This window comes from Symmachiella macrocystis (assembly GCF_007860075.1).
Taxonomy (GTDB): Bacteria; Planctomycetota; Planctomycetia; order Planctomycetales; family Planctomycetaceae; genus Symmachiella; species Symmachiella macrocystis.
In genome coordinates, this window is the sequence record NZ_SJPP01000001.1 from 3,009,696 (window position 1) to 3,022,283 (window position 12,588).

At 56.5% G+C, this 12,588-nt stretch carries 10 protein-coding genes; 6 read left to right on the plus strand and 4 right to left on the minus strand.

What is annotated here, in order from left to right; all coding sequences use genetic code 11:
- Nucleotides 1-56: 56 nt before the first annotated feature.
- Nucleotides 57-323 carry a hypothetical protein gene (locus tag CA54_RS11545; RefSeq protein ID WP_146370917.1) on the minus strand — a complete coding sequence of 89 codons (267 nt, stop codon included), beginning with the start codon at nt 321-323 and terminating at the stop codon, nt 57-59.
- Nucleotides 324-992: 669 nt separating this feature from the next.
- Here CA54_RS11545 and CA54_RS30100 point away from each other — a divergent pair.
- The 4 genes from CA54_RS30100 to CA54_RS11565 all read left to right on the plus strand — a co-directional run bounded on the left by CA54_RS30100 (nt 993) and on the right by CA54_RS11565 (nt 5,536).
- On the plus strand, nt 993-2,342 hold the full coding sequence (locus tag CA54_RS30100) for a calcium-binding protein (protein ID WP_146370918.1): 1,350 nt from the start codon (nt 993-995) through the stop codon (nt 2,340-2,342).
- A gap of 357 nt (nt 2,343-2,699) precedes the next feature.
- Nucleotides 2,700-3,953: a radical SAM protein gene (locus CA54_RS11555; protein WP_146370919.1), complete on the plus strand. Its 1,254-nt coding sequence runs from the start codon at nt 2,700-2,702 to the stop codon at nt 3,951-3,953.
- Nucleotides 3,954-4,053: 100 nt separating this feature from the next.
- Nucleotides 4,054-4,671 carry a sigma-70 family RNA polymerase sigma factor gene (locus tag CA54_RS11560; protein ID WP_146370920.1) on the plus strand — a complete coding sequence of 206 codons (618 nt, stop codon included), beginning with the start codon at nt 4,054-4,056 and terminating at the stop codon, nt 4,669-4,671.
- 4 nt (nt 4,672-4,675) lie between these two features.
- Entirely contained in the window at nt 4,676-5,536 is an 861-nt protein-coding gene (locus tag CA54_RS11565; RefSeq protein WP_146370921.1) for a 2-phosphosulfolactate phosphatase, read from the plus strand.
- Between the two features lie 69 nt (nt 5,537-5,605).
- Here the strand turns inward: CA54_RS11565 and pbfA are convergent, their stop codons facing one another.
- Nucleotides 5,606-6,916 carry a (R)-1-hydroxy-2-aminoethylphosphonate ammonia-lyase gene (gene pbfA / locus CA54_RS11570; protein ID WP_146370922.1) on the minus strand — a complete coding sequence of 437 codons (1,311 nt, stop codon included), beginning with the start codon at nt 6,914-6,916 and terminating at the stop codon, nt 5,606-5,608.
- Between the two features lie 245 nt (nt 6,917-7,161).
- Between pbfA and CA54_RS29295 the strand changes: the two genes are divergently transcribed.
- Nucleotides 7,162-8,775, plus strand: coding sequence for a nitrilase-related carbon-nitrogen hydrolase (locus tag CA54_RS29295; RefSeq protein ID WP_197532399.1), 1,614 nt, complete (start codon nt 7,162-7,164; stop codon nt 8,773-8,775).
- 97 nt (nt 8,776-8,872) lie between these two features.
- Nucleotides 8,873-9,985: a WD40 repeat domain-containing protein gene (locus CA54_RS11580; protein WP_146370923.1), complete on the plus strand. Its 1,113-nt coding sequence runs from the start codon at nt 8,873-8,875 to the stop codon at nt 9,983-9,985.
- Here the strand turns inward: CA54_RS11580 and queG are convergent.
- On the minus strand, nt 9,973-11,091 hold the full coding sequence (gene queG / locus CA54_RS11585; RefSeq protein WP_146370924.1) for a tRNA epoxyqueuosine(34) reductase QueG: 1,119 nt from the start codon (nt 11,089-11,091) through the stop codon (nt 9,973-9,975). The genes CA54_RS11580 and queG overlap by 13 nt on opposite strands.
- 15 nt (nt 11,092-11,106) lie before the next feature.
- Nucleotides 11,107-12,537 carry an adenylosuccinate lyase gene (gene purB / locus CA54_RS11590; RefSeq protein WP_146370925.1) on the minus strand — a complete coding sequence of 477 codons (1,431 nt, stop codon included), beginning with the start codon at nt 12,535-12,537 and terminating at the stop codon, nt 11,107-11,109.
- Nucleotides 12,538-12,588 lie beyond the last annotated feature (51 nt).

Sequence of the window (12,588 nt, forward strand, 5' to 3'; positions counted from 1 at the left end):
AAAACCAAGAATTCGAAGGTCAGGCCACTGCTCAACGCTTCGATCTCGTTATCGGCTTAGCGATAGGTCGGCAACGATTCCACCGGACCGACGGCAGTCATCGGAATGGGTTGCAGTGGTGCATAGGCCGTTTGAGGCGACGCCGGACCAAAGTAGGAGCCGCTGTTGTACGGTTGTCCGTATTGTTGCACGCCACAGCCACCTGGACCGCAGTTGCCGGTGCTGCACGGGCTACAGGAGTTGCAAGGTTTGCTCCAACAGCAGCACCCGGCCGCCATGGTCAACGAAAAAATTCCGACAACGGTCAAAAGCAATTGTCTCATAACGCAGTCCTTTGCGGAACGAAGTGGCACAGCCCGTTTCCATTCTCAGGTTACCAATCATGGACTTCACACAATCCCCGCGGGATGCGTGCCTGCCCAATTCAGGGAATGTGACGGTAAACGAGAAGAGGCTGTGAAGTAGGGTCGAGCCACCTGCAGTTCATTCGGGAAACGGTGAGGCGGCTATGGATTATCTCAATAGCATGGTTTTCCAATCCGTTCGTCCTGACACAACGGTCACGCGAACGACACCGGAAAGAATGCACGATTCTGAAATCTTGAAGTGGATCTTGAGAGGAAGTGTTCGGCGGGGGAGGCAGATGTGACCGTGGTCGTGTTTTCAAAAAAAACGCGGCCAGTCACCGGAGCCTGGGGTCCCCCAAGTGAAGAGCGGCGAACGATAAGTAGTTCTTTCATTCACGTCAACGGGGATTCGCCAATTTTGCCATAAGATTATTTGCTCTCAAAACACGCGGGTCGAATGGCGAATCGAATTGAGACAGAAGCCTCTCGACACGATTTCGCTGCCCACAGCACCTCCCTGCACGAAATGCTGCGTCCCGCTCTTTTTCTTGCAATATCTGTGTAACAGTTCGCCACCGGTTTCGCTTCACAGAGTATTGGACCATTTTTTCAAACACACCGTTCCAACGAAAAGGCGAACACGAAATGACTTTCCCAAACAAACGCAAAATGAAATTCGAAGCACTGGAAGACCGCCGGCTCATGGCGGCGGACATCGATCTCGATGATGGCGTACTCGAAATCGAAGGTACGAACGAAGACGACACGATTGAAATCTCTTATACCTATGACGATGGCGAAATCGATGAAGTCCTCGTCGTCATTCGTGATGCCGACGGCGATATCATCGAAGACCGTGACTACGACTTCGACGACGTCGACTCGATTGTCGTCGATGCCAAAGATGGTAACGATAACGTTATCAACAACACCGACATCAGCATGACGGCCGACGGTGGAGCCGGAAATGACACGCTGGTCGGCGGATCACAAGCCGACAATCTGTACGGTGGAACCGGCAACGATTCGTTGGTGGGTAATAGCGGGAACGACTTCATCGACGGCCAAGCCGGTAATGACACCGTTCGCGGCGGAAACGGGAACGACAATCTTTACGGTAGCGACGGCGACGATCGCATCTACGGCGACAACGACAATGACAATATGTATGGTGGGAACGGCAACGACCGCATGTATGGCGGAAACGGAAACGACAATATGCGTGGCGAAGCCGGTAGCGACTTTATGTACGGTGGAAATAACAACGACACTGTCGACGGTGGCGCTGGGAATGACTATCTGTACGGTGATGCCGGAAACGACCGTGTCTATGGCCGTGACGGCAACGACTATATCCGAGGTGGATCGGGCAACGACTCGCTGTACGGTCATGATGGTGCCGACCGCATTTACGGCGACGACGGCCGTGATTGGATGTTTGGTGGTAACGACAACGACCGGTTGTACGGCGGGAACGACCGCGACTACATGTACGGCCAAGACGGCAATGACTACATGCTTGGCCAAGCCGGCGACGACTACATGCGGGGCGGCGATGGTGTCGACTCACTGTGGGGCCAAGACGGCAACGATTCGATTTATGGTGATAACGGGAACGATCAGCTCGTCGGCAACGACGGCAACGACTACGTCCGCGGCGGAAATGGCGACGACCGCATGTGGGGCTCGGATGGCGACGACCGCCTCTATGGCGACGCCGGAAATGACGCCATGTACGGCGGAAACGACGACGATGACCTCTACGGCGGAACCGGCCGGGACACACTGTCCGGTCAAGCCGGCGACGACTACCTCGATGGTGGTTACGACCCCGTCGGCGGCGTGTACGACTCGATTTATGGTGGCAGCGGATCTGACGTCTTCGTCCGCCACTACAAGCCGCTGGGAACCTCCGGTTACTGGCTGCTGCAACAATACCTCTACGGCTACAACAGTGCCGAAGGGGATACGTACCAAAACGTTTACCATCCGTAAGGAAATAGCTGTAAACGGATGTCAATTTTCAACCGCCCCGCCTCGGATTCGTCCGCGGCGGGGCATTTTTGTTGCGGTTTGCCTTGCCCACAGTCCGATTCGATGCCTCGCCAATTGCGACCACGAGTTGCCGGTTGGGGATTTCCCGGCAGGGCGACTGCGTAACCATGTGAATTCCCTATGAATCTGTGGCTAAACAATCCTCTGGCCGTTACGATAGATGTCACGTAGGGCCGATTTTACCGGCCGCTGTTGGCTAACGAGTGCTCTCTGAGCATAGTCCGGTTTTCATTCCGGTCGCCGACACAATCGTCTGGGATATCCGGACCTACATTTCCATCTGAGAGGACGTTGTTGATGTACCTGCGAATGGCCAAACGCGCCTTGTTCGAAACCGACAAGCGGCTGTTGTGGAAGCTCATGTACAACATGGGTTTTAAAGGGCTGCGCAGCGTTTACAAATTCAAGCAGCGGCTCAAACGCGGCGAATATTTTCCACCATTTTTGTACGTCTCAATCATCAACAGTTGCAACCTCCGCTGCCAAGGCTGCTGGGTCGACGTCGCTGCCAAACAGCAGACCATCGATCTGACAGCCATGAACCGGCTGATCACCGAAGCCAAAGAGGTCGGCAACAGCTTTTTCGGCATCGTCGGCGGCGAACCTTTCATGCATCCGGAATTGTTTGATATCCTCGAGCAACATCCTGATTGCTATTTCCAGGTATTTACGAACGGCCAATTCATCACCGATGAAAAAGCAAAGCGGCTTCGCAAACTGGGCAACGTCACGCCGCTAATCAGTGTTGAAGGAACGGAAATCGTCAGCGACGAACGCCGCGGCCGTAAAGACGTGCTCAGCAAGACGATGCAGGGCATTGAAAACTGTGTGAACAACAAACTGCTCACCGGTGTATGCACCTCCGTCTGCCAAACCAACATCGATGATTTGGTGACCGACGCGTGGGTCGACCGACTTATCGAAATGGGTGTGATGTACACCTGGTATCACGTCTATCGCCCGATGGGTCCCGATCCCGAACCAGAGATGGCGCTCACACCCGAACAACAGACCCGCATTCGCAAATTCGTAGTCGAGACCCGAGCGACAAAACCGATCGGCGTCATCGATGCCTATTACGACGGAGAAGGCCGCGCGCTCTGCCCGGCGGCCACTGGGATCAGTCACCACATCAATCCCTGGGGCGATATCGAACCCTGTCCGATCGTGCAGTTTTCCAAAGAGTCGATCCACGACGAACGGCACATTCGAGACGTTTTCCGTGAGTCGGATTTCCTGCAGGATTTCCGCCAACTCGCCGCCTCGTCGACGCGGGGTTGCATCGTGCTGGAGCGGCCGGACTTGTTGGAGGAATTGGTCGTCCTACACGGCGCCAAAGATGCCACCGTGCGGCAAACGGCGCTGGCAGAATTGCAGGCGATGGAAAACCGCACTTCACAGTACAATCCCGCTGTCGAGATTCCGGAGAAAAACCTGATCTATCGCTTAGTCAAGCGATTCTGTTTCAACGATTTCGGCGCCTACGACGCCCCCGTCAATCCGCTCCCCTCAGCAAAATCCGAGTCAATGGTCGCCGCCGACCAAGCCTAATAAACGGCGACGAATGACGGGTGCCCAGAAATAACGGCGCAAGACACAACGTGCAACCCGCAAACCCTCAAGCCTATCCCCTTAAGCCTCAAGCCTAACGATGTGGCCCGATTCCGACCAAACGCAAGAACTGCTGCGTGGCGCCCAACAGGGTGATTCCGCCGCTGTGGGACAATTGCTGGATCGGCATCGCGAGGCGCTGCGGCAGATGGTTCGCCTCCGTCTAGATCGTAAGTTAGCGCAGCGTGTCGATGCCAGCGACGTGGTGCAGGATGTGCTGTTGGAGGCGAGTCGCCGGCTTGCCCGCTATCTGGATGACCCGAAGATGCCCTTTCATCTTTGGTTGCGACATCTGGCCAAGGACCACATGATCGATGCGCATCGCAAACACCGCGTTGCCGAGCGGCGCAGCGTCGACCGCGAGCAACCCATGCACCGCCCGGGGACTGGCGATCAGTCGAGCCTGGACTTGGCTGCCCAATTACGCGACCAAGAACTCACCCCGGCCGCCGCCACAATTCGACGGGAATTGCAGGAACGTTTCTTAGCCGCCCTGGATGAGTTAGACGAAGACGATCGCGAGATCATGTTGATGCGGCATATCGAACAACTTTCCAACAGCGAAGTCGCGCAGGCACTCGACCTCAGCCAACCGGCCGCCGGAATGCGATACGTACGAGCCTTGCGGCGGCTCCGCACGGTGTTGGGAGGCAGTTAACCCGATGCAAACCCCCACCGCTCCCACCGCCAATACAGCGCTCCCGTTCTCCGTCCACCTCTTGCCACACCTGCTCGACCAGGATTTGCTCTTGGGTTCTGTCGCTGTCGTGATCGACTTGTTGCGCGCGTCGACGACAATAACCACCGCACTTGCCGTCGGCGCTGAAGCGGTTGTTCCTTGCGCGACTGTCGACGCGTCTCGGCAATTGGCCACACAACTCGCCGACAAGGAAATCCTGCTAGGGGGTGAGCGGCAGGGAGTAATGATCGCAGGTTTCGATTTAGACAACTCCCCCGCAAAGTACACTGCTGAGCGAATTGCCGGCAAGACGATCATCTTCACCACCACCAACGGTACAGCAGCAATCGACGCGGTTGCCGCTGCCGAGCGGATTGTGATTGGATGTTTCGCAAACCTCAATGCGTTACTCGACGTGTTGATTCGCGACGGACGCCCGGTGCGTTTAATCTGCGCCGGCACGAACGGCGAAGTCACCGTCGAAGACGCCCTCTGCGCCGGAGCCATCGCCAATGCCTTGTGGACACAGCATGGCTGCCCAGACATCAAGGACGACCAAACCGCGCTAGCCATGTCGCTATGGGAATCAGCCGGGAAAGATAGGGAGACATTTTTAAGCACATTGCGAAACAGCTACGGCGGCCGTAATCTCCGCCAGCTCGGACTCGACTCGGATATCGTGATCGCCTCGCACTGGGACACACACCCCATCGTTCCGGAACTGTCCACCGCCAATCACACGCTCTATCCCGCCACCGACACCCATGAGGACTACCCGGTGTTGTTGCAGCCGCCAAAATGGTACACAATCAAACCCCCAAACCTGTCCCCACCCTCCCTCTAGGAGAGGGGCCGGGGGTGAGGGTTTTCGCACAACCAGCAGCCTTCTTGGGCCCCTAATCCATCACACGCCTCACAAGGCGCGCAACACGCCCTCAACAATATCCAGCGCCGCATCCAACTCCGCTTCGCTGATCACCAACGGAGGCATCAAGGTGAGCACGTTGCCGTCGGAGACTTTGAAGCTCAGGCCCCGCGACAAACACTCATATAGCGCCCGCTCCGCTTCGGCATTCGCCCTTTGACCATCGCGCGACAATTCAACAGCGATCGCCAACCCTAGCGCCCGCACGTCGCTGATCAAGGGGAGTTGCTGTTGCAGGTTGCGCAAACGACGGGCTGCGTGTTGTCCCAATGCGTGGGCGCGGGCGACGAGGTTCTCTTGTTCGATGACGTCGATCGTAGCCAGCGCCGCTGCGGCGGCCAACGGGCTTTTTTCGTGTGTGTAGTGCCCCAATGCACGATGGGGAGCGACGTCTAAATCGGCACGGGTGATCGCCGCCGCCAGGGGCATCACACCGCCGCCCAACCCCTTGCCCATCACCAGCACATCGGGGGTGACGTCAAAATGTTCGCAACAAAAGAACCGCCCGGTGCGTCCCAGGCCGAGTGGGATCTCATCAAAAATCAATAATGCACCGTGCGCATCACAGAGTTCACGGACCCGCCGCCAATAAGCGGCCGGTGGGGCATCGACGGTAGTACAACGCATCGGTTCGGCGACCACCGCACCGATATCGCCTTCCTGGATCATCAATTGTTCGATCTCGCCAGCATCCTCTTCTTTGTGCGGCCAAGGGACGTGCAGACTGCCGGGCAAAAGCGGCCCCAGCCCCTCACGGAATAGGGCTTCGCCGCCAACCGAGATCGCATCCAACGAGGCTCCGTGAAACGAGCCCCACATCGAAATCGTCTTGTGTCGCCCAGTCGCATACCGTGCTAGTTTCAAAGCAATGCCGATCGCAGCGGTCCCGGCGGGGGCAAAGAGCACTTTGCTCAAATCGCCCGGCGCGATTTGGGCCAATTTTTTGGCTAACTCAATCGCAGGTGCATTCGTGTACCGCCGGGGACAAAATGGCAGATTATCGAGTTGATCCTTCACTGCTTGCACGACGCGTGGATGTCCATAGCCGACTTGGTGGGCGCTATTACCGTGAAAGTCCATTATCCGTCGTCCGGCACTATCAATCAGATAGATGCCCTCGCAGCCCTCGAGGGCATTTAGGCAAGGCGTGGAGAGTGATTGATGCAAAAACGCCCGCGCATCGTCATCTAAGATACTGCGCGTTCGCTCATCAAGATGCGCGGCCTGCCATTGCCGCCGCACCGCGGAGAAATTCACATCCCCTTCCGCCCGCAGTTGATCATCGTTCGGTGAATTCATAGTCCCCTTACGCACCAGCGTCCCAATTCATTCTTTGCACTTCCCCATCCGTTGGCTGCGCCGTCGCTGACAGTGTGACGCGTTTCATGATTGTCCGCGATCAACGCGCGCACGTCTACGATGAATCGAATTCGTCAAAGCCGGCGCCCAATTCGCGGCGTGGACGAACAGGTTTCGACCCGGTTATGATGGCAGTTGGCCGCCCGATAAGTTCCCCGGCACTTGGATTTTCCCGGAGTTTTTTCATGCCGCGCTTCCGCCCTCTCCTGTTGTCCAGCATTTGCTTGTTGAATATTGCCGTCGTCATGAGCGCCGCGCGCGCCGATCATGACGGGAAATTGCAAATCCTGCTTATGGGAGACAGCACATGTATCGGCAGCATCTGCCGCAAGACCGACCCTGATGCGCATCACCTGGAACATGTGATTCGCGATTTACTCAAAGCGGACAACGACATCCCCGCCACGAATGTGATCAACCAAGGCCGTGACGGAGAGTTCGTGCATGGCTTAATCACCTCGGGACGGTATGACCGCGATATCAAACCGTTACCAGGAATCGATTATGTGCTGATTCGTTACGGACTCAACGATCGTGGTAAACGCAAGGACTTTGCCAAGAATTTTCCCAACGATCTACGCGATTTAATGGCACGGTTACGTCAGGATCATCCCGGAGCCGAGTTGATTCTAATGCCCACGTTTCCCTATTTTCGCGATCAACGCGACGAGGACATCAATACCATTGTCCGCGCGGTGGCCGAAAGCGAAAACGTTCCGTTGTTGGATGTCCACAAGCGGTTTGCCGCAGAGCTGAAATCGGCCGGTCCGCAGGCTCTTACCTATCGCCGCGTTCCACTCAAAAATGTTCCGGAGAAATTTCATCTGCTGATTCGCCCAGCGATCTACGGCCAGCAAGTGATTGCCATGGGCAATCGCTACGACACGCACCTCAAAGACGTCCCCGGCTGGTTCGGCGACCGGCATCCCAACCTGGCCGGTTATCATGTCATCGGCGATGAAATAGCCAAGTTCCTAGCACCCCTGATCAAAAAACGCATCGCTGAAAAAGATGCGGCTTCCACAAGCGATCAACCGACCGTTCGCGTCGCGGGGATCGTACTCAAATGGATTCGTACCGAGAAGGAAACCAATTACCAACGGGCCCAGGCATTAATTCGCGAAGCGGCCGCCGGCGGCGCGAAGATCGTCGTCACCACCGAATCGTTTTTGGATGGTTACGCAATCGCCGACAAATCGATTCCGCTCCTACAATACCGCGCACTGGGCGAGCCGATCCCCGATGGCGAATACTTTAAAAAGTTAGCGGCGCTGGCGGACGAATTGGACATTCATCTCGTGGCAGGCATGATGGAAGCCGACGGCAATAAACGGTACAACACCGCTGTGTTCATCAGTCCCGAAGGTGAACTGGTAGGAAAATACCGCAAGCAGAAACTACAACACGAATTGGTCCGCAACACTCCCGGCGATCAGTCGTTGGTGTTTGATTCCCCCTTCGGAAAAACCGGCCTAATGATCTGCGCCGACCGGACGGAACAATCCATCGTGGGCCGCTTCAATGAGAACGGCGCGGAATTTCTGATCTGCCCTTCCGGCGGCATGTTCGGTCCGCGAAGTAACGACCCGATCGTCCAAAGCCGTTCGCGGCAAAACGGCAAATACATCGTCTTCGTGCATCCAGCGGAATTTTTAGTCACCGCCCCCGACGGCACAATCAAAAGCCGCACGATCCTGGGCGACCGGTTATTGATCCCCAAGGAAGAAATCGGCGGCCCGCTGGATCAAAACCGCGTGTTTTATTTTGAGTTGCCGGTGTCGGCTATGTCCGAGTCGTGATCGGTCACGCCGCCATCCAGCAAGTCGCTATTGCTGCCGTTTCAGGGATCGGATAACGTTTTCAGCGAATCGCAATCGTTTTCTGGAGCCGTTGTCGATGAAACGGAATTCATACTTCGGGCTGGCAATGGCATTGTGCCTCGCAACGTTTGCCGGATGTGCCTCGCAAATCGACATGGATGGAGCCATTCAGGACGACGATGGCTGGGCGTTTAGCGGATCGGTCTCAGCCGGAGCATTTGCGGTTGATTCGCTGGCCTTCTCGCCAGAGGGTAAGAAATTGGCGAGTACGCACTACCCGCAAAATCCGAGCAGCTGGCGGGTTCAATGGTTAATCGAAAATCCGCCGGGAACGGTTCGTATCTGGGAACCCAAGGACTTTGGCTCCGGCCTTGAGTTTTGGGTCGACCAAGCTTCGCTCACGATTGACGCCATGGTCGGATATGCGCCCCTTTATTTTACTCCAGACGGCGAGTGCGTCCATGTGATGGGGGGCAGCGAAGTCGTCCGCTGGAACATCCACGAACTGAAACCGGAACGTTTCCCAGTCAAGAACCCCCGTTTGGTTTCGCCCGACGGCCGTCATGTCGCTGTCAGGACCGGCAATGATCAGGTGGTCGTGATGGAAGTGGAGACGAGCGAGAAGCGCGCGGAGTTGTCCGCAGACGGCCTTGATATGTGGCCCATCGGTTTTGTTGATGACGGACGCCTGTTGGCAATTCAAGTGACAGAAGCGGACAATAGTCGTTACCTCGCCATCTACGATATTGCCAGTCAATCGGAGCAAAGCCGCTGTTTGCTTCGTACGACCACTTCCATCCAGATGGCACACGCCAAGACGAGAATAGCGACGACCCAGTTTTGCTGTGGAGATGTCATTTCGATTTGGGACATCAATGACGGGTCCCTATACCGTACGTTCAATGCCGGTGATGTCGTGATCTGTGGAATCGCTCTGTCTCCCGATGCTCGCTTACTAGCGGCTTGTACCGAAACACCAGACGGCCAAGATCAAGGTATGACTTTGATTTGGGATATCGAAGCGGGCGAGTTAATTAAAACAATCAGGGATGACGCCACTGTGAAAGACGACGACGAATATTGGGGTGTCACTGCAGTTGCTTTTTCGCCTGATGGAAAAACGCTCGCAACCGGAAATAGTGAGGGGGATGTCAACTTCTATTCTGTACCTGAGATTCACGCTGAATAGTTCGTTAATGCCGCGTCGATCTCAAGGATCACCTTGCTATCATTTTCGATCCTACTTCGCTCTATCAGGGCCACTCGCGCGACCGCCCCACCAATCCTCCCCAGCGCCCAAGCGGCCACCCCGCGAATCAGCGGTTCGTCATCGTTCAGCACCGCTATCAGCGCCGGCACAACTCGCTCATCCCCCGCATTGCCCAACACGATCGCCGCATTGCGCAACAATCCCGCACGACCCGGACGGAAGAGCGGTGTGTGTCGAAAACGCTCACGGAACTCCGCTTCGCTCAGCGTGAGCAATTCCAGTGCATCGACCGGACGCATGTCATCGCGGGGTTGAAACGTCGGTTCGTCGGACACCGGGGCTTTGCGATTCCACGGGCAAACCTCCTGACAAATGTCACAACCAAACAACCAATCCCCCATCGGCTTTCGCAATTCGGTCGGAATTGGACCCCGCAATTCGATGGTCAAATACGAAATACAACGGTTCGCATCCAGCACGAACGGTTCGGGAAACGCATCGGTTGGACAAGCATCGAGACACCGCGTGCAACTGCCGCAATGCGATGTTTCGTGCGGGGCGTCGTAGTCGAGTTCGCGATCGATGAGCAGCGCCGCTAGAAACGTCCAACTACCGATCTGCTTATTGATCAGCATCGTATTTTTCGCCGACCAACCCAGTCCCGCCAGTTGAGCGAAATCGCGTTCCAGCAGCGGTGCAGTGTCGACGACACCCCGTGTGCGACAACCGGGGAGTTGTTCGTGCACATGCCCCGCAAGCTGCCGTAATTTGCCGCGAATCGTATCGTGATAATCGACGTCGCCCCAGGCATAGCGCGAAGTTCGCCCTGCGGTGGGTGGCGGCGCGACTGGTTCCTCCGTGCGATAATTCAGCCCCAGCATGATCACGCTTTGCACGTGTGGCAGCACAAATTCGGGATGCGCGTATGCCTCTTCACGGCCGCGGAGATACCGCATTTCGCCATCGTAACATTTTTGCAACCACGCCTGGAAATCACCAAACCCCGCCGGGCGGACCGCCGGCGCAATGCCGACGAGGTCGAAACCCACGTCCCGGGCATGTTGTTTGATGGCGGCAGTGGGCATGTTATCCCAAGGAGATTAAACCCGGACCTCACCTGCGGAACGATCCAGGTCCTCGGCGTACCGCGTGCGGATCGGTTCGATGACTTCACTGATAAAGGCGTCGACTTGCTCCGGAGCGCGGCCGATGTATTTGTTGACATCCAGCGCGCCGTCCAAATCGACATTCGCGAAGGCGGGGTCCCCTTTAAGCCGCGCGATCAGGTCGTTGGACTGGCCATGTTCTTTGACCTGCTGAGCGGCCGCTTGGCTGTGTACGCGGACGCTTTCGTGTAAGTCTTGCCGATCCCCACCGGCGCGGACGCCCGCCATCAGGATTTCTTCGGTGGCCAAAAACGGTAGCTCCTCGGCGACATGTTTGGCGATCACCTGCGGATAGACCACCAGTCCGTCCGCCACGTTGCGGTACAAAATCAGCGCCGCATCAATGGCCAAAAACGATTGCGGCAAACTCAAGCGACGGTTGGCGCTGTCATCCAGCGTCCGCTCCATCCACTGCGTCGCCAACGTGTTGTCCGCGCTGCTGGTGAGGCTAATCGCATAACGGGCCAGTCCGCACATCCGCTCCGCCCGCATCGGGTTGCGTTTGTAGGCCATGGCAGAGGAGCCGATTTGTTGTTTGCCGAACGGCTCTTCCAATTCCTTGCGGCTTTGCAACAACCGCAGATCGCTGCCCGCCTTGTGCGCCGATTGCCCAATGCCGCTCAAGACCGCCAACACCTGTGCGTCGATCTTGCGCGAATAGGTTTGACCGGTCACCGCATAGGTCGTCTCGAAGCCCATTTTTTCAGCAACGAGTTTATCGAGTGTTTCGACCTTGGCATGATCGCCGTCAAACAGTTGCAAGAAAGTCGCCTGCGTTCCGGTCGTCCCTTTCACACCGCGAAAACGGAGTGTATTCAAGCGGTGCTGAATTTCCGCCAAATCGAGAACCAGATCATAACACCACAGCGTCGCTCGCTTGCCGACGGTTGTCGGTTGCGCGGGTTGCAGATGCGTGAATCCCAGACAGGCGACATCGCGATACTCAGCGGCGAATTTCGCCAACTGGTCGATCGTCAACACCAACCGGGCTCGGATCAATTCCAAGCTGTCCCGCAACAACAACAAGTCGGTGTTATCCGTGACATAACAACTCGTCGCCCCCAGGTGGATGATGCCTCGCGCATTCGGGCAACGGTCGCCATAGGCATGCACATGGGCCATCACATCGTGCCGCAAGGTTTCTTCATGTCGACGGGCAGCGGCAAAATCAATATCGTCCACCGCTTCACGAAGTTCAGCGATCTGCGCGGCTGAGATATCCAACCCCAATTCGCGCTCCGCCTCAGCCAGCGCGACCCACAAGCGTCGCCAGGTGGAGAATTTCGTCTGCGGCGACCAAATGCCGCTCATTTCCGCGGAGCTATATCGTGAGATCAACGGGTTTTCGTACTGGTTGGCAGTCAAAGTGTGTTCCTGTTCTGTTGCCTCATGTAGGTCATGCAGAGCATGACCTAC